General features: G+C 65.2%; 20 protein-coding genes. 4 read left to right on the top strand and 16 right to left on the bottom strand.

The features are described from left to right. Window positions 1–2 precede the first annotated feature (2 nt). The 4 genes from ABFA30_RS01750 to ABFA30_RS01735 form a co-directional block, all read right to left on the bottom strand. Window positions 3–1727, bottom strand: a complete 1725-nt coding sequence (locus ABFA30_RS01750; RefSeq protein WP_225787591.1) for a putative 2-aminoethylphosphonate ABC transporter permease subunit — start codon at window positions 1725–1727, stop codon at window positions 3–5. A 1-nt stretch (window position 1728) separates the two neighbouring features. Next, window positions 1729–2793, bottom strand: a complete 1065-nt coding sequence (locus ABFA30_RS01745; RefSeq protein WP_253079846.1) for a putative 2-aminoethylphosphonate ABC transporter ATP-binding protein — start codon at window positions 2791–2793, stop codon at window positions 1729–1731. Window positions 2794–2964: 171 nt separating this feature from the next. Further along, entirely contained in the window at window positions 2965–3834 is an 870-nt protein-coding gene (locus tag ABFA30_RS01740; protein WP_225787593.1) for a LysR family transcriptional regulator, read from the bottom strand. Between the two features lie 109 nt (window positions 3835–3943). Then, window positions 3944–6184: a heavy metal translocating P-type ATPase gene (locus ABFA30_RS01735; RefSeq protein WP_410045098.1), complete on the bottom strand. Its 2241-nt coding sequence runs from the start codon at window positions 6182–6184 to the stop codon at window positions 3944–3946. 82 nt (window positions 6185–6266) lie between these two features. Here ABFA30_RS01735 and cadR point away from each other — a divergent pair, with 82 nt between their 5' ends. Next, the gene (gene cadR / locus ABFA30_RS01730; protein WP_225787595.1) at window positions 6267–6710 is read left to right on the top strand and encodes a Cd(II)/Pb(II)-responsive transcriptional regulator; all 444 of its coding nucleotides are present in this window, start codon (window positions 6267–6269) and stop codon (window positions 6708–6710) included. A 90-nt stretch (window positions 6711–6800) separates the two neighbouring features. Here the strand turns inward: cadR and ABFA30_RS01725 are convergent, their stop codons facing one another. From ABFA30_RS01725 to ABFA30_RS01715, 3 genes are read right to left on the bottom strand one after another with little or no spacing between them, the layout of a single operon-like run. After that, on the bottom strand, window positions 6801–7772 hold the full coding sequence (locus ABFA30_RS01725) for a thymidylate synthase (RefSeq protein ID WP_225787596.1): 972 nt from the start codon (window positions 7770–7772) through the stop codon (window positions 6801–6803). 49 nt (window positions 7773–7821) lie between these two features. Next, window positions 7822–8631 (bottom strand): prolipoprotein diacylglyceryl transferase, encoded by an 810-nt coding sequence (gene lgt, locus ABFA30_RS01720; RefSeq protein WP_225787597.1) that lies wholly within the window; start codon window positions 8629–8631, stop codon window positions 7822–7824. A 29-nt stretch (window positions 8632–8660) separates the two neighbouring features. Further along, complete coding sequence (locus ABFA30_RS01715; protein WP_225787598.1) at window positions 8661–9443, bottom strand: sulfite exporter TauE/SafE family protein; 783 nt, start codon at window positions 9441–9443, stop codon at window positions 8661–8663. Between the two features lie 131 nt (window positions 9444–9574). Here ABFA30_RS01715 and ABFA30_RS01710 point away from each other — a divergent pair, with 131 nt between their 5' ends. Then, window positions 9575–10321 carry an NRDE family protein gene (locus ABFA30_RS01710; protein ID WP_225787599.1) on the top strand — a complete coding sequence of 249 codons (747 nt, stop codon included), beginning with the start codon at window positions 9575–9577 and terminating at the stop codon, window positions 10319–10321. Between the two features lie 181 nt (window positions 10322–10502). Here the strand turns inward: ABFA30_RS01710 and ptsP are convergent, their stop codons facing one another. The 4 genes from ptsP to ilvA form a co-directional block, all read right to left on the bottom strand. Continuing rightward, window positions 10503–12782, bottom strand: a complete 2280-nt coding sequence (ptsP, locus tag ABFA30_RS01705) for a phosphoenolpyruvate--protein phosphotransferase (protein ID WP_225787600.1) — start codon at window positions 12780–12782, stop codon at window positions 10503–10505. A 22-nt stretch (window positions 12783–12804) separates the two neighbouring features. After that, window positions 12805–13284, bottom strand: a complete 480-nt coding sequence (locus ABFA30_RS01700; RefSeq protein WP_225787601.1) for an RNA pyrophosphohydrolase — start codon at window positions 13282–13284, stop codon at window positions 12805–12807. Window positions 13285–13486: 202 nt separating this feature from the next. Beyond that, a complete protein-coding gene (locus ABFA30_RS01695; protein ID WP_253079844.1) occupies window positions 13487–13912 on the bottom strand; it encodes a DUF2269 domain-containing protein in 426 nt (141 codons plus the stop codon). Between the two features lie 38 nt (window positions 13913–13950). Continuing rightward, a complete protein-coding gene (ilvA, locus tag ABFA30_RS01690) occupies window positions 13951–15465 on the bottom strand; it encodes a threonine ammonia-lyase, biosynthetic (RefSeq protein WP_253090973.1) in 1515 nt (504 codons plus the stop codon). A 134-nt stretch (window positions 15466–15599) separates the two neighbouring features. Here ilvA and rpiA point away from each other — a divergent pair, with 134 nt between their 5' ends. Continuing rightward, window positions 15600–16274: a ribose-5-phosphate isomerase RpiA gene (gene rpiA / locus ABFA30_RS01685; RefSeq protein WP_225787604.1), complete on the top strand. Its 675-nt coding sequence runs from the start codon at window positions 15600–15602 to the stop codon at window positions 16272–16274. Window positions 16275–16395: 121 nt separating this feature from the next. Here the strand turns inward: rpiA and ABFA30_RS01680 are convergent, their stop codons facing one another. The 4 genes from ABFA30_RS01680 to ABFA30_RS01665 all read right to left on the bottom strand — a co-directional run bounded on the left by ABFA30_RS01680 (window position 16396) and on the right by ABFA30_RS01665 (window position 20563). Next, window positions 16396–17307, bottom strand: coding sequence for an SdiA-regulated domain-containing protein (locus ABFA30_RS01680; protein WP_225787605.1), 912 nt, complete (start codon window positions 17305–17307; stop codon window positions 16396–16398). A gap of 89 nt (window positions 17308–17396) precedes the next feature. Further along, on the bottom strand, window positions 17397–18323 hold the full coding sequence (locus ABFA30_RS01675; protein WP_253079843.1) for an SdiA-regulated domain-containing protein: 927 nt from the start codon (window positions 18321–18323) through the stop codon (window positions 17397–17399). 156 nt (window positions 18324–18479) lie between these two features. Further along, a complete protein-coding gene (locus ABFA30_RS01670) occupies window positions 18480–19145 on the bottom strand; it encodes a fumarylacetoacetate hydrolase family protein (protein ID WP_225787607.1) in 666 nt (221 codons plus the stop codon). 20 nt (window positions 19146–19165) lie between these two features. Beyond that, window positions 19166–20563 carry an FAD-binding oxidoreductase gene (locus ABFA30_RS01665; protein WP_253079842.1) on the bottom strand — a complete coding sequence of 466 codons (1398 nt, stop codon included), beginning with the start codon at window positions 20561–20563 and terminating at the stop codon, window positions 19166–19168. A 169-nt stretch (window positions 20564–20732) separates the two neighbouring features. Here ABFA30_RS01665 and serA point away from each other — a divergent pair, with 169 nt between their 5' ends. Then, entirely contained in the window at window positions 20733–21962 is a 1230-nt protein-coding gene (gene serA, locus ABFA30_RS01660; RefSeq protein WP_225787609.1) for a phosphoglycerate dehydrogenase, read from the top strand. Window positions 21963–22111: 149 nt separating this feature from the next. Here serA and ABFA30_RS01655 read toward each other — a convergent pair whose 3' ends face one another. Beyond that, entirely contained in the window at window positions 22112–22588 is a 477-nt protein-coding gene (locus ABFA30_RS01655) for a DUF4399 domain-containing protein (RefSeq protein ID WP_225787610.1), read from the bottom strand. Window positions 22589–22628 lie beyond the last annotated feature (40 nt).

The raw sequence follows: 22628 nt of genomic DNA, 5'->3' as shown, positions 1-22628 counted from the left end.
AGTCAGTGGTCGGCGGCGCGCTGGCGCCAGGCCTGGGAGCGGCGCAACAGGCCGCGGGAAGCACCGGCCAGCAGCAGCGAGGCGGCCGCGCTGGTCAACAGGATCAGGGTCGACATGGCGGCGGCGCCGCCCACGTTGCCGGCGTCGTCCATGTTCAGCACGGCGACGGCGGCGAGGATGGTGTCGGGGCTGTACAGGAAGATCGCCGCCGATACCGTGGTCATCGCCGAGACGAACAGGTAGCGGACGATGTCCAGCAGCGCCGGCAGGCAGATCGGCACGGTGACCCGCAGGAAGTGCCGGTACAGCGGCGCCTTGAGCGACAGCGCGGCAGCCTCGAACTCGCCGTCGAGCTGGCGCAGGGCGGTGGTCGCGGTCATCTGCGCGGTGGTCAGGTAGTGGGCGATGGTGCATACCACCAGCAAGGTCATGCCACCGTAGAACACGTGCAACGGGTTGCCGCTGAGGTTGAAGAAGAACACGTAGCCCAGGCCCAGGACCAACCCCGGTACCGCCATGGGGATGAAGCTCAGCAGGCGCAAGGCCTGGTTGAGCAAGCGCTGGCCCTGGGTCTTCTCCATCAGGTAGGCGCAGGTGAAGATCACGATGCTGCCGACCAGCGCCGTGCCCAGGGCCATGGTCACGCTGTTGCGGTAGGCCAGCCAGCCGCCGCCGGCGGTGTCCTCGAACATGTAGTGCTTGAGCGACAGCGACAGGTTGTAGGGCCAGAACTTGACCAGCGAGGAGTACACCGCCATACCGACGACCAGCAGCAGCACTGCGCAGACCAGCAGCACGATGGCCAGGAAGCAGGCATCGCGGCGACGCGACGGCTTGGGCTGGAACACCTGGGCGCGGCCGCTCATGGCCTCGCCCTGACGGCGGCGCAGCCAGGCGTCGACGGCGAAGCTCAGCAGTGCCGGCACCAACAGGACCATGCCGATCAGCGCGCCACGGCCGAACTGCTGCTGGCCGACTACAGCCTTGTAAGCTTCCAGCGCCAGAACCTGGTAGTCGCCCCCCACCACGACCGGCACGCCGAAGTCGGTGATGGTCAAGGTGAACACCAGACAGAAGGCAGCGAACACCGCCTGGCGCGTGGCCGGCCAGGTGATGCTGCGAAACGCCCGCCAGGGGCCGGCGCCCATGCTCGACGCGGCATCGAACAGACGGGCATCGGCCAGCGACAGTGCCGAGAGCAGGATCATCAGGGCATGCGGGAAGGTGTAGATGGCCTCGCCGAGGACGATGCCCCAGAAGCCATAGATGTTGTCGCTGAGCAAACCGCGCAACAGGCCCTGGTTGCCGAACAGGTACACCAGGGCGATCGCCGGCAGCATCGACGGCGCCAGCAGCGGCAGCAGGGAAATGCCCCGCCACAGGCCCTTGGCTGGGATCAGGGTACGCTGCAAGGCATAGGCGAACAGGTAGGCCAGCGGCACGACGATGGCCGCGACGCTGAAGGCCACGCTCAGGCTGTTGCCTAGCAACCAGTGGAAATTCGCGCTGGCGAACAGCTCGCGGGCAGCCAGCAGGCCGCCACCCTGGCCGGCGTCGCCACTGAAACCGCGCCAGAAGATCGCCAGCAAGGGCATCAGCACGGCGAGGATGAGCAAAACCAGCAGCAGGCTCTTGCCGCCGACGACGAAGAGACGGTCCCCCAGGGCGACACCACTGCGTGGCACGGCCCTGGCCTGGGCGATCGATACGGACATTGGCGCGGCCATCTCAGGCAAAGACCTGCAGGCTGCGCGGCGGCAGGGCCACCCAGATATCCTGGGAACCCAGGCGCGGCATGGCTTCCGGCGCCAGCTCGGCGAGCAGGGCATGACCCGGCAGGGCCTTGAGCTCGAAGCTCATGCGGCAACGGTTACCGAGGAAGGTGATCTCGCGGACCATGGCCGGGAACAGGTTTTCCTCATGCACCGGCGGGTTGACCGTGATCGCCTCCGGACGGCAGAACAGCCGGCCACTGCTGGCGCGCACCGCCCCGGACGCCAGGCGCATGCTCATGCCACCGACCTGGGCATGGCTGTCACTGCTGCGCTGGAACGGCAACCAGTTGCCCTGGCCGACGAACTCGGCAACGAATGGCGTGGCCGGCTGGTCGTAGATTTCCTGGGGCGTGGCGTACTGCTCGACCTGGCCGTTGTTCATCACGGCGATGCGGTCGGCCATGAGCATGGCTTCGTCCTGGTTGTGGGTGACCATCAGGGTGGTGATGCCCAACTGCCGCTGCAGTTGGCGCAGCTCGGTGCACAGGTGCTCACGGACCCGCGCATCGAGGGCCGACATCGGCTCGTCGAGCAGCAGCAGCGACGGCGATGGCGCCAGGGCGCGGGCCAGGGCCACACGCTGTTGCTGGCCGCCGGAGAGCTGGCCGGGGTATTTCTTTTCGCTGCCCGACAGGCCGACCAGCTCGAGCATCTCGGCCACGCGCTGGCGGGCCTCGTCGCGGCTGCTGCCGGTCAGGCCGTAGGCGATGTTGGCCTCGACGGTGAGGTTGGGGAACAGCGCGTAGGACTGGAACAGGATGCCATAATCGCGGGCCTGGGGCGGCAGGTCGGAGATGTTGCGCTCGCCGATGTACAGCTCGCCACGGTCCTGGCGCTCCAGGCCGGCGATGCAGCGCAGCAGGGTGGTCTTGCCGCAGCCCGAGGGGCCGAGCAGGCAGACCAGCTCGCCGGCGGCGATGTCCAGGGAAACATCGTTCAGCGCCGTGAAGGCACCGAAACGCTTGTGGATACCGCGCACTTTCATTTGTGCGCCCGGGGTTGCGATGGCGTTGTTCATGACAGGGCCTCATCGAAGAGATGGAGGCCATGCTAGGGAGGCAATACGAAGGTTATGTGGCTGAGAGGCAAAAGCTGCCGATAGTGATATTCATGGATTTTGGATTGGCCCTGCCGGCGATGGGCTGCAAGGCAGCGCCAGCCGCTTGGACAGACGCCACCGATAGAACGATCAGAACTGCGACCCCGCCACCTCCTGCGCCACCCCCAGGAATGCCGCCGGCAATCGCGCCTGGCGCCGCTCTTTCAGGCAATACAGGTACTCGTGCATCACCGGCGCATCCTCCAGCTCCAGCACCCGCAGCTCCGAGTTATGCGGCACCTCGTGGCGGGCAATGATGCTGATGCCGATATTGCGCAGCACCGCCTCGCGGATCGACTCGCGGCTACCGATCTCCAGCAGCGCGCCCATCTGCACCTTGGCTTGCGAAAGCATCCGCTCGGTCAGCTTGCGTGTGGTCGAGCCCTGCTCGCGCATCAACAGGCAATGCCCGGCCAGGGCGTCGATGGCAACCACCTGGCGATGGGCCAGGGGATGGTTGCGGTGCACCGCCACCACCAGTGGGTCGCTGCCCAGCACCCGACGCACCAGCCGGGTGTCTTCCACCAGTTGCGACGAGGCGGCGATGTCGACCCGGTAGTCCTCGAGCATTTCCAGCACTTGCTGGGAATTGCCGATCTCCACCGCCACCTCGACCTGGGGCAGGCGCTCGCGAAAGATCTTCACCAGGTCGAGGACGTAGTACGGCGCAGTGGCGGCGATGCGCAAGCTGCCCTGGGCCTGGCCGCTGTTGCGCAACTCGAACTCGATATCGGCCTCCTGCTGCAGCAGCGCCTTGACCATCGGCAGCAGGCGCGCGCCTTCGTCGCTCAGCACCAACCGCCGCCCGCCACGGTAGAACAGCTCCACCGCATACTGGTTCTCCAGGTTGCGGATCTGCGTGGTCACCGTGGGCTGGCTGAGCCCGAGCTTCTTCGCCGCCAGGGTGATACTGCCCAGCCGGGCCACCATATAGAAAGCCTTGAGTTCGGCGCTCAGCATGGTTTGGGGCCGCAGCGGCAAGCTTCAAGCGGCAAGCTGCAAGTAAAAGCAGGGCCGTGCACATTCATCCAACTCACTGTCACCTCGGTCAACTTGAAGCTTGCAGCCGCTACTTGCGCAACAGGCGCAAGCCGTTGAACACCACCAGCAAGCTCACGCCCATGTCGGCGAACACCGCCATCCACATGGTGGCCATGCCGGCAAAGGTGATCGCCAGGAAAATCGCCTTGATGCCCAGGGCCAGGACGATGTTCTGGGTGAGTATCGCCGCGCTTTGGCGCGACAGCCTGACGAACGCCGGGATTTTCCGCAAGTCGTCGTCCATCAAGGCCACGTCGGCGGTCTCGATGGCCGTGTCGGTACCGGCGGCGGCCATGGCGAAACCGATCTCGGCGCGGGCCAGGGCCGGTGCGTCGTTGATACCGTCGCCCACCATGCCGACCCGGTGTCCCTCGGCGTACAGGTCCTCGATGGCCGTGAGCTTGTCTGCCGGCAGCAGGTTGCCTTCAGCGCGGTCGATGCCGACTTGGCCGGCGATGGCCTGGGCCGTGTGCGGATTGTCGCCGGTCAGCATGACAGTCCTGATACCCAGCTCATGCAGCTCGGCGATGGCCTGGCGGCTGCTGTCCTTGACCGTGTCGGCCACGGCGAACAGCGCCAGAGGCCCCGTGCGGCCAATCAGCAGGACCACGCTCTTGCCCTGGCGCTCCAACTGGTCCAGCTCGGCTTCCAACTGCGGCGAGCACAGGCCCAGTTCCTCGACCAGGCGGTGGTTGCCCAGGTGATACAGCTCACCGTCCACCTCACCGCGCACGCCGCGCCCGGCGAGGGCGGCGAACTCACCGACGTCGTCGAAGGCCAGGCCTTGCGCCCTCGCATACTGGGCAATGGCCCCCGACACCGGATGGTCGGAACGGGTGGCGAGGCTAGCGGCCAGCGCCTGGGCGCGGCCTTCGAACAGCGGATCGAGCACGTTGCTGTCAGTCTGCACCGGCTTGCCGTGGGTGAGGGTGCCGGTCTTGTCCAGGGCCAGGAAGTCCAGCTTGCGCCCACCCTCCAGGTACACCCCGCCCTTGATGAGGATGCCTTTGCGCGCCGCGGCAGCCAGGCCGCTGACGATGGTCACCGGGGTGGAGATCACCAATGCACAGGGGCAGGCCACCACCAGCAGCACCAGGGCGCGGTAGATCCAGTCGAACCAGGCACCGGCCATGAACAACGGCGGGACGATCGCCACGGCCAGGGCGACGGCGAACACTGCCGGGGTGTAGATGCGCGAGAAGCGGTCGACGAAGCGCTGGGTCGGCGCCCGGGCGCCCTGGGCCTGTTCCACCGCCTTGATGATCCGCGCCAAGGTCGATTGCCCGGCAGCGGCAGTGACACGGTACTCCAGGGCACCGGCCTGGTTGATGGTGCCGGCGAACAGCTTGTCGCCGGGGGCCTTCTCCACCGGCAGGCTTTCACCAGTGATCGGCGCCTGGTCGACACTGGACTGCCCCATGACCACCTCGCCGTCCAGGCCGATGCGCTCGCCTGGGCGCACCCGCACCAGGGCGCCGATGGGCACCGCGCGCACCTCGACCTCACGCCACTGGCCATCGGCCTGCCGCACCGTGGCCATGTCCGGGCTGAGCTGCATCAGCCCGCTGATGGCATTGCGCGCCCGGTCCAGGGAGCGGGCCTCGATCAGTTCGGCGACGGTGAACAGCACCATCACCATGGCCGCCTCCGGCCATTGGCCGATCAGCACCGCACCCGTCACGGCAATGCTCATCAGCGCATTGATGTTGAGGTTGCGGTTCTTCAGGGCGATCCAGCCCTTCTTGTAGGTACCCAGGCCGCAGCCAAGGATCGCCGCCAGCGCCAATGCAGCCACGACCCACTCAGGTGCCAATGCGCCGAAATGCACGACCTCGGCCATGATCGCCGCCAGGCCGGACAGGGCCAGCGGCCACCACCGGGTCTTGCTGGCGTGGGGAGCGGTGCTGGTGCCATCGTCCTCGTCGGCCAAGGGCTCGGCATGCATGCCCAGGCTGTCGATGGCACGCTCGATCGCAGCGGTACCGTCCAGGGTATGGCGCACGCCAAGCACCCGGTTGATCAGGTTGAATTCCAGTTGCTCGATACCGGCCAGCTTGCCCAGCGTGTCCTGGATCAGGCCCTGCTCGGTGGGGCAGTCCATGGCCTCGATGCGAAAGCGGCTGAGCCGCGCGCTGTCGCTGGCCGATTCGCTCAGTTGCACCAGGGCAGGCGCTGGCGCAGCGGCGCAGCAGCTGTGCGCAGGATGGTCATGGCAATGGCCTTCCTGGCCGTGGTCATGCTTGTGTTCGTGGCTGACAGGCTGGTTCATGGTTTCAATCCTTAGGTGAGCCTGTTGCCAAGTGAACACCCTGTAGCCACTATAGGGTCAAGCCCACCCGTGGAGATTGCCAATGAAGATCGGAGAACTGGCCAAGGCCACCGACTGCCCCGTCGAGACCATCCGTTACTACGAGCGCGAGCAACTGCTGCCGGCACCGGCTCGCACCGAAGGGAACTACCGGCTCTACACCCAGGCCCACGTGGAGCGCCTGACGTTCATCCGCAATTGCCGCACCCTGGACATGACCCTGGACGAAATCCGCAGCCTGCTGAGCCTGCGCGACAGCCCCGAAGGCGCGTGCGGCAGCGTCAATGCGCTGATCGACGAGCATATCGAGCATGTGCAGGCACGGATCGATGGCTTGATGGCGCTGCAGGCGCAACTGGTGGAATTGCGTCAACGCTGCAATGCGCAGGGGTCGGAGTGCGCGATCCTGCAGCGGCTGGAGACGAACGGCGCGGTGACCGTACCGGAGGCGGAGCATTCGCACGTGGGGCGCAGTCACGGGCATTGAGCCCTGGCCTGCGAATGTAGGCGCGGGGCACGCCGATCAGTCGAGACTTTCTGCCGCCAGTGGGCTGCCTTGCAGCCCCAATGCGATCCGTCAGACCGCCATCGGCGCCGTCATCGGCGCATGGTGCTCATACCCCTCGAGGCTGAAATCGCTTGGCTCGATCTTCTCCAGCCACTCAGGTTCGTACTTGCCCGTCTCGGCGAACGCCGGCACGCGATCGCTGATCACCAGCTTCGGCGCCGCCAGCGGCTCGCGCTTGAGCTGCTCGTTGAGCATCTCCAGGTGGTTCTCGTACACATGGGCATCGCCGATGAAGTAGGTGAACCAGCGCGGCGTGTAGCCGGTCAGGCGGCCGAACAGCGACAGCAATGCCGCACCCTCGGTGAGGTTGAACGGCGTGCCCAGGCCCAGGTCGTTGGAACGGATGTAGAGGGTCAGGGAAATCTCCTTCGTCTCGACATTCGGGTGGAACTGGTACAGCAGGTGGCACGGCGGCAGGGCCATCTCGTCGAGCTGGGCGCAGTTCCAGCCATGGAACAGGATGCGCCGGCTGCCCGGGTCGTTGGCGATGGTGTCCAGGCACTGGCGCACCTGGTCGATGGCCTTGTACAGGATGACGAACGCCTGGCCGTCTTCCTCGTCCTGGGCGATCTTGCGAAAGCCCTGCCCCTCGGCCATCGCGATGGCCGCCGGATTGCTCAGCGGAATGCGCTTGTAGCCCGGCCACTGGCGCCATTGCACGCCGTAGATCTCACCCAGGTCGTCATGCCCCTGGCGGAACGGGTTGGCCAGCCACTGGGCATTCTCGTTGGCATTCTGGTCCCAGACCTTGCAGCCCAGCTCACGGAACTGCCCGGCGTTCTTCACGCCGCGCAAGAAACCGACCATCTCGCCGATCGCCGACTTGAACGCCAGCTTGCGCGTGGTGATGGCCGGAAAGCCCTTCTGCAGGTCGAAGCGCAGCATGGCGCCCGGCAGGCTGATGGTGCGGATGCCGGTGCGGTTCTCCTGCAGGGTGCCGTTCTCGATGACGTCACGGACCAGATCTAGATACTGTTTCATGGCTTACCTGTAGCAAGGACGGCAGGGGGATCGCCCCTGCCGCATGGATTCAAGCGGCGGCCTTGGCCGTGGGTGTACGGTGATAGGCCCACCAGATCAGGCCGATGCCACCAAGGATCATCGGCACGCAGAGCAACTGGCCCATGGTCAGCCAGCCGAAGGCGATGTAGCCGAGCTGGGCATCCGGTACCCGGACGAACTCGACGATGAAGCGGAAGATGCCGTAGAACAGGGCGAACATGCCCGACACCGCCATGGTGGGACGCGGCTTGCGCGAGAACGCCCAGAGAATCAGGAATAGTGCCACACCTTCCAGGGCGAACTGGTACAGCTGCGACGGGTGGCGCGGCAATTGGGCGGGGTCGCTGAACGGCGGGAAGATCATCGCCCAGGGCACGTCGGTCGGCTTGCCCCACAGCTCGGCGTTGATGAAGTTGCCGATGCGCCCGGCCCCCAGGCCGATCGGCACCAGCGGGGCGACGAAGTCCATCAGCTCGAAGAACGACTTGTTGTGGCGCTTGCCGAACCACAGCGCCGCCAACATCACGCCGATGAAGCCACCGTGGAATGACATGCCGCCCTTCCACACTTCGAGGATCAGCGTCGGGTTGGCCAGGTAGGCGTGCAAGTCGTAGAACAGCACGTAGCCCAGGCGCCCGCCGACGATCACCCCCATCGACAACCAGAACACCAGGTCGGAGAGCTTCTCGCGGTTCCAGGTGGGGTCGAAGCGCTTCAGCCGGCGCGAGGCGAGCAGCCAGGCACCGCCGATGCCGATCAGGTACATCAAGCCGTACCAGTGGATTTTCAGCGGCCCGATGGCGATGGCCACGGGGTCGATCTGCGGGTAAGGCAGCATGTAGGGTCCTCTCGGTTCGAATCAGGAAGCTAGATCAAGAAGCTCAGGCCAACGCAGAACAGCAGCGCGGCGAACAGGCGCTTGAGCAGCCGCGGCGACAGCCTGTGCGCCAGGCGCGCGCCGAAGCGGGCGAAGAACATGCTGGTCACGGCGATGCCGACCAGCGCCGGCAGGTAGACGTAGCCCAGGCTGTGGGCCGGCAGGTGCGCCTCGTGCCAGCCGAGCCACATGAAGCCCAGGGCACTGGCCAGGGCGATCGGCAGGCCGCAGGCCGAGGACGTGGCCACCGCCTGCTGCATCGGCAGGCTGCGCCAGGTCAGGAACGGCACGGTCAGCGAGCCGCCACCGATGCCGAAGATCGCCGAGGCCCAGCCGATCACCCCACCGGCGGCGGCCAGCATCGGCTTGCCGGGGATACCGCGGCTGGCCTTGGGCTTGAGGTCGAGGGCCATCTGCGCGGCGATGACCAAGGCGAACACGCCGATGATCTTCTGCAGCATGGGGCCCTGGATCAACGAGGCGGTCTTGGCACCGATGCCGGCACCGATGAGGATGCCCAGGGTCATCCAGGCGAAGATCGGCCAGCGCACCGCGCCCTTGCGCTGGTGCTCCAGCACGGCGTTGATCGAGGTGAAGACGATGGTCGCCAGCGAGGTACCGACCGCCAGGTGGGTCAGCACGGCGGGGTCGAAGCCCTGCAAGGTGAAGCTGAACACCAGCACCGGCACGATGATGATGCCGCCACCCACGCCGAACAGCCCGGCCAGCACGCCGGCGCATGCGCCCAACAGCAGATAGAGTACGAACTCCATTCGTCGCCCCCCAGGAAAACAATCCGGCATGGTAACGGAAGCCGACCCCAGGGCTCTAGTGAAGTCTGTGTCAGATGATGGATAGAGGCAGGCGCAATGGGTAGAGTGGCGGAAAACAACGAGGCCATGCCATGTGCCTGATCGTATTCGCCTGGCGGCCAGGGCATGCCCTGCCGCTGATCGTCGCGGCCAACCGTGACGAGTTCTATGCCCGGCCGACCCAGGCCCTGGCCGCCTGGGAGGACGCCCCGGGCGTACATGCCGGACGCGATCTGGAGGCCGGCGGGACCTGGCTCGGCGTCGGGCCCGGCGGGCGCTTCGCCGCCCTGACCAACATTCGTGACCCCAGTTCGCCCCCGGGGCCTCGTTCACGGGGCGAGCTGGTGGCGGGCTACCTGCGCGGCGACTCGGGCATGGAGGCGTATCTCGATCAGGTGGCCAGCCGCAGCACCCAGTATTCCGGCTTCAACCTGCTGGTGGGCGATGGCGAACGCCTGGGTTACCTGCATGCCCGCGAGGCCGCGCCGCGCTTGTTGGGCCCTGGGGTGTACGGGCTGTCCAATGCCGGGCTGGATACGCCGTGGCCCAAGCTGCTCAAGGCACGCAGCGGGCTGGAGGGCTTGCTCGGGTCGCCCGAGCCGCAGCGGCTGCTGGCATTGCTGGCCGATGCTGAGCCTGCAGCGGAGACGGAATTGCCGGAAACCGGGGTGGGCCTGGCCACGGAGAAGCTGTTGTCGAGCGTGTTCATCGCCAGCCAGAACTATGGGACGCGGGCCAGTACCGTGTTGATCGTCGATGACCAGGGGAAAAGACGGATCATCGAACGCAGCTTCGGGCCCTTTGGCGGGCACCTCGGGGAAGTGGAGCTACTGGTCTGAGCCGGTGCCGGTCAGTTAGCTTTTCTGCTGCCATTCGGGGCCGCTTCGCGCCCCATCGCCGGCAAGCCGACTCCCACAAGGTCGAGTCGATCACGAATGATGCGGTTTGCACGTCCCTGTGGGAGCCGGCTTGCCGGCGATGGCTGCAAAGCAGCCCCAGCATACAGAGCCCCAACGATGCCTACAGCGTCTTGTTGGCCCCAGGCCCGATCATTCGCGCCAGCCCCAGGTTCTTCAGCGCCAGTTGCAATGAACTGTGGATGACCTGCGGGTTGTCATGGGCCAAGGCTTCGGTCAGCAGCTCCTTGGCCTTGCTCATGTTGATCTGGCGCAGCATCCACTTGACCTTGGGCAGGTTGGTGGCGTTCATCGACAGGCTGTCGAACCCCATCGCCATCAACAACACGGCCGCCGCCGGGTCGCCGGCCATCTCGCCACAGATGCTCACCGGCTTGCCTTCGCCGTGGGCCTCGCGGACCACCGTCAACAGGGCCTGCAGCACCGCCGGATGAAGGTAGTCGTACAGGTCGGCGACCCGTGGGTTGTTGCGGTCGACGGCCAGCAGGTACTGGGTCAGGTCGTTGGAACCGACCGAGAGGAAGTCCACCTGCCGCGCCAGTTCCCGGGTCTGGTAGACCGCGGCGGGGATCTCGACCATCACCCCGACCGGCGGCATCGGCACGTCGGTGCCCTCGTCGCGCACCTCGCCCCAGGCACGGTGGATCAGGTGCAGGGCTTCTTCCAGTTCGTGGATGCCGGAAATCATCGGCAGCAGGATGCGCAGGTTGTTCAGCCCCTCGCTGGCCTTGAGCATGGCGCGGGTCTGGACCAGGAATATCTCCGGGTGATCGAGGGTGACGCGGATACCACGCCAGCCCAGGAACGGGTTCTCTTCCTTGATCGGGAAGTACGAAAGCGCCTTGTCGCCGCCGATGTCGAGGGTGCGCATGGTCACCGGCAACGGGTGGAACGCCGCCAGTTGCTCGCGGTAGATCGCCAACTGCTCCTTTTCGCTGGGGAAGCGCTGGTTGATCATGAACGGCACTTCGGTGCGGTACAAGCCGACGCCCTCGGCGCCACGCTGCTGGGCGCGGGCCACGTCAGCGAGCAGGCCGGTGTTGACCCACAGCGGCATGCGATGGCCATCCGGGGTGACGCACGGCAACTCGCGCAGGGCGTCCAGGCCCTGGGCCAGCTGGCGCTCCTCCTCGACCACGTCGCTGTACTGCTTGCGCAATACCTCGCCCGGGTTGGTGAACACCTCGCCCTTGTAGCCGTCGACGATCATCTCGATGCCGTCGACCTTCGAATACGGCAGGTCGACCACGCCCATGACCGTGGGGATACCCATGGCCCTGGCCAGGATCGCCACGTGGGAGTTGCCCGAGCCGAGCACCGAGACCAGGCCCACCAGCTTGCCTTCCGGCACCTCGCCGAGCATGGCCGGGGTCAGCTCCTCGCTGACCAGGATGGTATTGTCCGGGTACACCAGCGACAGCGAGCGGGCTTCCTGAAGATAGGCTAGCAGGCGCCGGCCCAGGTCCTTGACGTCCGAGGCGCGCTCGCGCAGGTAGTCGTCGTCCATCAGCTCGAAGCGGTTGACGTGCTCGCCAACCACCTGGCGCAGGGCGCCTTGGGCCCACTGGCCAGTCTTGATGACCTCGATCACCTCGCCACCCAGGGCGGCATCGTCGAGCATCATCAGGTAGACGTCGAACAGCGCCCGTTCTTCCGGGCGCAACTGGGTGGCGAGCTTGGCCGACAGCTTGCGCATGTCGGCACGCACACCCTCGAGGGCGTTGTTGAACAGCTTGAGTTCGGTGTCGATGTCATCGACGGTCTTGTCCGGGACCACCTCCAGGTCGGCCGGCGGCAGCATGACCAGGGCCCGTCCGACGGCCGCGCCCGGCGAGCCCGGCACGCCGACGAAGCGCGCCTCCTGGATGCCCTTGCCCTGGCGACCGAGGCCACGGATCGAGCCTGTGGCCTCGGCATGGGCGATGACGCCGGCGAGCTGGGCGCTCATGGTGACCAGGAAGGCTTCCTCGCCCTCGTCGAACTGGCGGCGCTCCTTTTGCTGGATGACCAGCACCCCGACCACACGGCGGTGGTGGATGATCGGCGCACCCAGGAAGGAGGCGAAGCGCTCCTCGCCGGTCTCGGCGAAGTAGCGGTAACGGGGGTGGGCGGCGGCGTTCTCCAGGTTCAACGGCTCTTCCCGGGTCCCGACCAGGCCGACCAGGCCCTCGTTGGGGGCCATGCTGACCTTGCCGATGGAGCGCTTGTTCAGGCCCTCGGTGGCCATCAGCACGAAACGGTTGGTGTCCGGGTCGAGCAGGTACACCGAGCAGACCTGGCTGCCCATGGCTTCCTTGACGCGCAAGACAATGATCCCCAGCGCCGTCTTGAGATCTTTGGCGGAGTTCACTTCCTGGACGATCTTGCGCAGCGTATTGAGCATGGCTCGGGGTCGGACTCCGTCTTCAGTCGCGCGTCAGCAGGCGCGGGGCTAGCTCTTTCAGGGCGCGCCGGTACACCTCGCGCTTGAAGGTCACCACCTGGCCCAGCGGATACCAATAGCTGACCCAGCGCCAGCCGTCGAACTCCGGTTTGCCGGTCAGGTCCATGCGCACCCGCTGCTCGTTGGTCACCAGGCGCAGCAGGAACCACTTCTGCTTCTGGCCGATGCACAGCGGCTGGCTGTGGGTGCGCACCAGGCGCTGGGGTAAACGATAACGCAACCAGCCACGGGTGCAGGCAAGTATTTCCACATCCTCGCGTTCCAGGCCAACTTCTTCGTTCAGCTCGCGGTACAGGGCGTCTTCCGGCGTCTCGTCAGGGTTGATGCCACCCTGGGGAAATTGCCAGGCATCCTGGTTGATCCGCCGAGCCCATAGCACCTGCCCGGCATCATTCGTGAGAATGATCCCGACATTGGGGCGAAAACCATCCGGGTCGATCACGGCAGCAACCTCGCAAACGCATGTCAACGCATTGTTCCACAAAGCTCACGAGCGCAGCAACGCGCCCGCCGAGCTTATGTGCGGCGAGGTGGAAGGTCGGTGTTGCACGGGCATCCCCGGGATGCCGAACAGGTGGCCGGAATGTGTCTGGGGCATCGGATCATCGAGCATGGCCTTGGGGCGGCCTGGCAGCCCCAAGGATCTAGACCGGCTTGGCGCCCATCAGCCCGGCGATGGAGAGGAAGCACACCCCGCTGAACACCGCCAGCGCCAAGGTGAAGCGCAACCCGGTAGGCTCAGCCTTGCGCAGCCGGTTCAGCCGCACCAACAACCACCAGGCGCTGAAGGCTCCGAGGGTGTAGATGACGCTGGACGCCAACACCCAGGTCTGCCCCAGGGGCCAGCCGATCAGGTGCACCAGCCACCAGCCGGTGAACGGCATGCTCACCAGGCACACCCCCATCACCAACCAGACGAACAACAACGGCCGGCGCAGCAACTTGCCATAGGCCTCGACATCGCCGCGCCGGCGCGCACGCCAGGTCCAGACGGCCAGCCCCAGGCCACCGAGGAGCAGCAGCACGGTGCTGAGAATATGCAGGGTCTTGAGCGTGGTCAGGTATTCCATGTCTTCACGTCCTTGAGCGTTACGCCAAGCTTAGCTACTCAACCCAGGAACAGCGTATAAGCCGGGTTGTCGGTCTCGTCCCAGTATGGATAGCCGATCTTGGCCAGGGCCGCCGGTACCAGGTGGCGTTCGTCGTCCGGCACCTGCAGGCCCGCGACCACACGGCCATCGGCCGCGCCGTGGTTGCGGTAGTGGAACATGGAGATGTTCCAGCGCCCGCCCAGCTTGTTGAGGAAGTTGAACAGCGCACCCGGCCGCTCGGGGAACTCGAAGCGCAGCACGATTTCGTCGCTGACGCTGGCGGAGTGGCCGCCGACCATATGGCGGATGTGCAGCTTGGCCAGTTCGTTGTCGGTCAGGTCGGTGACGGGGAAACCCTGATCGATCAGGTGCTGCACCAGCGCCGCCCGCGGGTCGGTTTCCGGGTGGGTCTGCACGCCGACGAAGATATGCGCCTCCTTGTCGGCGTGGTAGCGGTAGTTGAACTCGGTGATCTGGCGCTTGCCGATGGCCTCGCAGAAGGCCTTGAAGCTGCCCGGGCGCTCGGGGATGGTCACGGCGATGATCGCTTCGCGCTTTTCGCCCAGCTCGGCGCGCTCGGCCACGTGGCGCAGGCGGTCGAAGTTGACGTTGGCCCCCGAGTCGATGGCCACCAGGGTCTGCCCCGTCACGCCGTGGAGCTCGACGTAGCGCTTGATGCCGGCCACGCCCAAGGCGCCGGCAGGTTCGGTGATCGAGCGGGTATCGTCGTAGATATCCTTGATTGCCGCGCAGATCTCGTCGGTACTGACGGTCACCACCTCGTCCACATGGTGCCTGCAGATGTCGAAGGTGTGCTGGCCGATCTGCGCCACCGCCACGCCATCGGCGAACAGCCCCACCTGCGGCAGCACCACGCGCTCGCCGGCAGCCATGGCGGCCTGCAGGCAGTTGGAGTCGTCCGGCTCGACGCCGATGATCTTGATGTCCGGGCGCAGGTACTTCACATAGGCGGCGATACCGGCGATCAGGCCGCCACCGCCGACCGGCACGAAGATCGCGTCCAATCGGCCCGGGTGCTGGCGCAGGATTTCCATGGCCACGGTGCCCTGCCCGGCGATGGTGTGTGGATCGTCATAGGGATGGATATAGACGTAGCCCTTTTCCTCGACCAGCTTCAGCGAGTAGGCCAGCGCCTCGGGGAAGGAGTCGCCATGCAGCACCACCTTGCCGCCCCGGGAGCGAACGCCCTCGATCTTGATCTCCGGGGTGGTCTTGGGCATCACGATGGTCGCCTTGATACCCAGCTCGCGCGCCGCCAGGGCCACGCCCTGGGCATGGTTGCCAGCCGATGCGGTGACCACGCCGTGGGCCAGTTCCTCCGGGCTCAGTTGCGCCAGCTTGTTGTAGGCCCCGCGGATCTTGAAGGAAAACACCGGCTGCAGGTCCTCGCGCTTGAGCAGGACCTGGTTGCCCAGCCGCTTGCTCAGCTGGCTGGCGCTCTGCAGCGGGGTTTCGACCGCGACGTCGTAGACGCGCGAGGTGAGGATCTTCTTGACGTACTGTTCGAGCATCGGGAAAGCATCACTGGGCCGCGGGACAAGGCCAGGGAGTCTACCCCAGCGCTGCGTCGGGCGACCACAGCAAAGCCGTACGAGCCGTTATACTAGGCGAATTTCCAACCGCCCCCGCCCCTCCCGGAGCCCGCATGACCCAGGACCAACTCAAACAGGCCGTCGCCCAGGCCGCCGTCGACTTCATTCTGCCCAAGCTGGATGAGAAAAGCGTCGTCGGCGTCGGTACCGGTTCGACCGCCAACTTCTTCATCGACGCCCTGGCCAAGCACAAGACCGCCTTCGACGGCGCCGTCGCCAGCTCCGAGGCCACCGCCGAACGCCTGAAGGGCCATGGCATCCCGGTCTACGAGCTGAACAGCGTCAGCGAGCTGGAGTTCTACGTCGATGGCGCCGACGAAAGCGACGCGCACCTGAACCTGATCAAGGGTGGCGGCGCGGCCCTGACCCGCGAGAAGATCGTCGCGGCGGTGGCCAAGACCTTCATCTGCATCGCCGATGCCAGCAAGCTGGTCCCGGTACTGGGCGCCTTCCCGCTGCCGGTCGAGGTGATCCCGATGGCCCGCAGCCATGTGGCGCGCCAACTGGTCAAGCTGGGGGGCGATCCTGTGTACCGCGAAGGCGTGGTGACCGACAACGGCAACGTCATCCTCGATGTGCACAACCTGCAGATCACCGACCCGGTAGGCCTGGAGCGCCAGATCAACGCCATCGTCGGCGTGGTGACCAATGGCCTGTTCGCGGCACGGCCGGCCGACCTGCTGCTGCTGGGCACCGCCGAAGGCGTGAAGACCCTCACGGCCGAGTAAGCCAGTCACTTGAATTAGGGCTGCCTTGCAGCCCATCGCCGGCAAGCAGCCCCACACAGGTTCACCGTTGCCCTCGAGCCAGTAGGGGCTTGCCGGCGAATTGGCCAGCCCAGGCCCCGCCTCAATCGGCCGGCTGGCGGAACACGTAGAACAGGTTCGGTTCACTGACCAGGTAGATGGTCCCGGCATCGTCCATGGCGATCCCCTCCGCCTGCGGCACGCTGCGTTCCAAGCCCTGGAACCCCTTGTTCAGCGACAGGGTGCTCAACGGCTTGCCCTTCACATCCAGTTCCACCACCAGCCGAGACTCGTCCGACAGCGCCAGCAGGTGCCCGCTGCGCTCGTCGAACTGCAGGCTCGACAGGTCCCGCACGAACAGCCGCGAATCACGCTTGCGGTCCTGCACCACGTGCACGGCATAGGGCTGCCCGGCATTGTCGTGGGGAAAACCATGGATCTCGTAGATCATCATCGGGTCGCGCTCCTTGGCCACGAACAGGCGCTTGCCCGCCGAATCGTAGGCCAGGCCCTCGAAGCCCTTGTTGCCGCTGCGACCGATAGCGAGGGTCAGTTGCTCGGCATCCTTGGCGTCGAGAAACAGGGTGTCGTCGTCCAGATGCACTCGGATCAACCGCTGCTGGCGCTCATCGGTGATCACGTAGCTGTTGGGTCCGACATACTCCACCGCCTCCGGGTCGCCAAACCCCGTCAGCGGCACCCGGCGCAGGATGCGCCCGTCCAGCGACAGCTCGATCAGCTCCGCGCGCTGGTTGGTAACGGTGAACAGGGTCTTGCGATCAGGGTCGTAGGTCAGCGCCGAGATATCGTCGTCCAGCCCTTCTATGGGCTGGGCCTGGATCACCGCGCGATAGCGATCCAGACCGATGCTCTGCTCGGCAGGCTGCCACCAGGTCTTGAGATTGAACCAGCCGCGCTCGAACAAGCGAAACTCATGGGCCGCCACGCCCAGCAGAAGCAGGACGGCCAGGGCCAGGAAAACAACCAACCGGGTAAGACGTGATGGACGGCGCATGAAGGCAGACTCGACAAAGGAGGCACGAATCTAACCACGAACAGCTGAAGTAAAGCTTAAATGCCAGCATCGAAAACCGGATGATGGCGTCAGTGCTTCCTGAAACGATAGAAAAGATCGGGTTCGCTCACCATGTACAGGTTGCCGCGGTCGTCCATGGCGACGCCCTCGGCCCGTGGGATAGTTTCCTTAAGGCCGTTGAAGCCACCCAGCACCGTCATGAAGCTGACTTGCTCGCCCTTCTCGTCCAGCTCCAGCAGCATGTTGGAATCGGCCGACAACACCAGCAGGTGGCCCGTGCGCGGATCGACGCTCAAGGCAGAAAGATTGCGCAGGTCGAGCTCGTCATTGGGCAGCACCTGTTTCTCGCCCTTGAGCGCACCACGCTCATCCACACCCCAGGTGAACAGCTTCGGCGGCCGCTCCTCGCCGATCACCAGGCGCCGCTGCTGCGGGTCCCAGGCGACCGCTTCGAACCCTTTGTTGCTCTTCACCGACTCGCCCAGGTCGTAGTGCTGGAAATCGGCGTACTTCAGCGACGTGGTGTGGGCATCCACCGTCACCAGGGTGAGGTCGTGCTCACGCTCGTCGACGATCGCCAGTTGCCCGTCTTGCATGACGGCGACCCCTTCCGGATTGCTCCAGCCGACCAGCGGCATCTTGCGCAGCACATCGCCGTCGAGGCTCAGCTCGACCAGGAAGGGGTTCTTGCCCATGACCGCGAACAGGGTACGGGTATGCGGGTTGAAGGCCAGGTCGGAGGCCTCGTCGTCTTCCATCCCCGGCAGGACCTTGGCGTCGATGTCCGCCACGTAGTCCGGCAGCCACACGCTTTCGCGGCGCTCGAGCGTGCTTTCGAAACGTTCCTGCACCCACAGCAGGCCACGATCGTCCCAGTGCATGGCCACGGACAAGCCATAGCCCACCACCACGGCCAGGAGCAGCCAGAATTGCCAACGCAGGAGAACGCCACGCTTGCGCAGCGGAGGAAGGGAAGCACTGGAAGAAAATGCCATTTAAGGTAGTTCCTGGAGGCTGGCCGAGTTCTCCCTAACACCGGCGAATGGACGTTATCGCGTGCATTATCCGGATCATTTGTGAAAAAAACGGCAAAACACCGCCAGGCGGGCACGGCGCACGATGGCAGCCCTAGGGCTGCCGTCGCCACAAGATCAGAGCACGCGGCTTTCGAACCGGCTCGCGCCCGGAAGTTCCAGCACCAGCTCATCGCCCACATTCAGTGGGCCGACGCCGGCCGGGGTACCGGTGAGAATCACGTCGCCCGGCTGCAGGGAAAAGTGCGCGGCGATGTGCTGGATGATCGGCACGATAGGGTTGAGCATCATCGCGCTGTTGCCATCCTGGCGGACTTCACCGTTGATCGACAGGCGGATGCCGATGTCGGCCAGGTCCTCGAAGCAGTCGGCGACCACGAAAGGCGGCAACACACAGGCGCCATCGAAACTCTTGGCCAGCTCCCAGGGCAGGCCCTTTTCCTTGAGCTTGGCCTGGACCTCGCGCAAGGTCAGGTCCAGCGCCGGGGCGAAGCCGGAGATGGCATCGCGCACTTCCTCTTCGGTCGGGTGCGTGGACAGCGGCTTGCCCAGCAGCACGGCGATTTCCGCCTCGTAGTGCACCGCGCCCCGGTCGGTCGGGATCTTGAAGCCATCGTCCAGGGGCACCACGCAACTACCCGGCTTGATGAACAGCAGCGGCTCGCTGGGAATGGGGTTGTCCAGCTCCTTGGCATGTTCGGCATAGTTGCGGCCAATGCACACCACCTTGCCCAGGGGGAAGTGGATGCGTGTGCCGTCTAGGTACTGGTGCTGGTAACTCATGGCCGACTCCTCACTGCTTTTTATTCAGGAGCGAAGATCTTACCCGGATTCATGATGCCGTTCGGGTCGAATACCGCCTTTATCGCCTTCATGCAGGCGATTTCCGCCGGTGAGCGGCTATAGCCCAGGTAGTCGCGCTTGGTCATGCCCACGCCGTGCTCGGCGGAGATCGAACCGTTGTAGCGCTCGACGATCTCGAACACCCATTTGTTGACCGTCGCGCAGCGGGCGAAGAACTCGTCCCTGGCCATGTCGTCGGGCTTGAGGATGTTCAGGTGCAGGTTGCCGTCGCCGATGTGGCCGTACCAGACCACCTCGAAGTCCGGGTAGTGCTCGCCGACGATAGCATCGATGTCGCGCAGGAACGCCGGCACCTTGGACACGGTGACTGAAATGTCGTTCTTGTAGGGCGTCCAGTGGGAGATGGTCTCGGAGATGTACTCGCGCAGCTTCCACAGGTTCTTCAGCTGGGTCTCGCTCTGGCTCATGACGCCGTCGAGCACCCAGCCCTGCTCGACGCAGTGCTCGAAGGTGGCGAGGGCTTCATTGGCCACCTGCTCGGTGCTGGCCTCGAACTCCAGCAAGGCGTAGAACGGGCAGGCGGTGTCGAATGGCGGCGGCACGTCGCCGCGGCCCATGACCTTGGCCAGGGCCTTGTCGGAGAAGAACTCGAAGGCGGTCAGGTCGAGCCGGCCCTGGAATGCATGCAATACCGGCATGATCGAGTCGAAGTCCGGCGTGCCCAGCACCATGGCGGTGAGGTTGCGCGGGGTGCGCTCCAGGCGCATGGTCGCCTCGACCACGAAGCCCAGGGTGCCCTCGGCGCCGATGAACAGCTGGCGCAGGTCGTAGCCGGTGGCGTTCTTGATCAGGTCCTTGTTCAGCTCCAGCAGTTCGCCCTTGCCGGTCACCACCTTGAGGCCGGCGACCCAGTTGCGGGTCATGCCATAGCGAATGACCTTGATCCCACCGGCATTGGTGCCGATGTTGCCGCCGATCTGGCTCGAACCGGACGAGGCGAAATCCACTGGGTAATAAAGGCCGTTGTCCTCGGCGAACTGCTGCAACTGGCGGGTGACCACGCCCGGCTCGCACACCACGGTGCGGTCGAAGGCGTTGAAGTCGAGGATCCGGTTCATGTAGTCGAAGGCCACCACCACCTCGCCATGGGCGGCGACCGCGGCTCCCGACAGGCCGGTGCGCCCGCCCGAAGGCACCAGCGCCACCCTGTGCCGGTTGGCCCACAGGACGATGGCCTGCACCTGCTCGATGGTCTTGGGGAAGACGATGGCGCTGGGTGCGGGCGGAAAATGCTTGGTCCAATCCTTGCCGTAGGCCTCCAGCGAGGCCGGGTCGGTGAGGACCTTGCCAGGGTCGACCAGGGTCATCAGCTCATCAAGTACCGCGGCTTGGGTCATCGGTAGAACTCTCGAACTATTCATAGTCACCCTGAGCACTCTTCACCTGTCGGGATAAGCTCAGATTGTGTCGCGTATGCTAGCATAGCCCTCCCGCTGTTCGTGCTAAGGCCGACGCCGCGCCGCTTCACCCCCTGCCATTTTTTCTCCGGGATACAGGTTTACGCAGATGAGCAAGACTTCTCTCGAAAAGAGCAAGATCAGGTTCCTTCTTCTTGAAGGTGTCCACCAGAATGCGGTCGATACCCTCAAGGCTGCCGGGTACACCAACATCGAGTACCTCACTGGTTCCTTGCCGGAAGCCGAGCTGAAGGAAAAGATCGCCGATGCCCATTTCATCGGCATCCGCTCGCGCACCCAACTGACTGAAGAGATCTTCGACTGCGCGAAGAAACTGGTCGCGGTCGGCTGCTTCTGCATCGGTACCAACCAGGTCGACCTCAACGCGGCCCGCGAGCGCGGCATCGCCGTGTTCAACGCGCCCTACTCCAACACCCGCTCCGTCGCCGAGCTGGTGCTGGCCGAAGCCATCCTGCTGCTGCGCGGCATCCCCGAGAAGAACGCCTCCTGCCACCGTGGCGGCTGGATCAAGAGCGCGGCCAACTCCTTCGAGATCCGTGGCAAGAAGCTGGGCATCGTCGGCTACGGCTCGATCGGCACCCAACTGTCGGTCCTGGCCGAAAGCCTGGGTATGCAGGTCTACTTCTACGACCCGCTGACCAAGCTGCCGCTAGGCAACGCCACCCAGGTGACCAGCCTGCACGAACTGCTGGGCCTGGCCGACATCGTCTCGCTGCACGTGCCTGAGCTGCCCTCCACCCAGTGGATGATCGGCGAGAAGGAAATCCGCGCGATGAAGAAGGGCTCGATCCTCATCAACGCCGCCCGTGGCACCGTAGTCGAGCTGGACCACCTGGCCGCCGCGATCAAGGACAAGCACCTGATCGGCGCTGCCATCGACGTGTTCCCGGTCGAGCCGCGCTCCAACGACGAGCAGTTCGAAAGCCCACTGCGTGGCCTGGACAACGTGATCCTGACCCCGCACATCGGTGGTTCCACCGCCGAGGCCCAGGCCAACATCGGCCTGGAAGTGGCCGAGAAGCTGGTCAAGTACAGCGACAACGGTACCTCGGTATCGTCGGTCAACTTCCCGGAAGTGGCCCTGCCGGCGCACCCGGGCAAGCACCGCCTGCTGCACATCCACCAGAACATCCCGGGCGTGCTCAGCGAAATCAACAAGGTGTTCGCCGAAAACGGCATCAACATCTCCGGCCAGTTCCTGCAGACCGACGAGAAAGTGGGTTACGTGGTCATCGACGTGGATGCCGAGTACTCCGATCTGGCCCAGGAGAAACTCCAGCACGTCAAGGGCACCATCCGCTCCCGCGTACTGTTCTGATCCCAAGGGCTGCGTTGCAGCCCATCGCTGGCAAGCCAGCTCCTACAGGTTGGGCGCCGATCTCAAGAGTGGCGCCACCTTGTGGGAGCCGGCTTGCCGGCGATGGGGCGCTCAGCGGCCCCTAATACCGCCGAGCGCCCCCATCAGCATTATTTGACGTCGACGGTGATCTTCTGCGATTCCACGCTCGGCTTGAACGGCACGTGGTACAGATCCCCCAGCACCAATTGCAGGGTGTGCTTGCCCGGCGCCAGGGTGATGGTCGCTTCGGTCTGCGCCTTGCCGAAGTGCAGCACTTGCGGACCAGCCGGCAGCGGCTGGTTGTTCTCCGGCATCAGGCTGGTGGGCAACGGCTGGTCGGCGGCAGGCGCCTCGTTCACGTCCACCAGCAGGTGATGGTGGCCAGTATGAGGGGTCGCATCACCCGCAGGCTTGAGGTCCATGCCCTCGATACCGAACTTGACCGTGAAGGTCTTCTCGACCGTCGCACCGTCGGCGGGGGAAACGATGAAGACCTTGGCGCCCTCCGGCGGCTCCTGGCTCTTCAGGGCATCCGCGGCGCTGGCGAACACCGACGCCCCCATCAGCAGGCCGGCAACGGCAGCACGCGAAAATAGGCTGTTCATTCACTTCTCCTGTGATTCACTTCATTGACCGCTACCGGTT

Source organism: Pseudomonas sp. HLMP, assembly GCF_046365545.1.
Taxonomy (GTDB): Bacteria; Pseudomonadota; Gammaproteobacteria; order Pseudomonadales; family Pseudomonadaceae; genus Aquipseudomonas; species Aquipseudomonas guariconensis_B.
The sequence above is the reverse complement of the archived record's forward strand: the minus strand, read 5'-3'. Positions and strand labels throughout refer to the sequence as shown.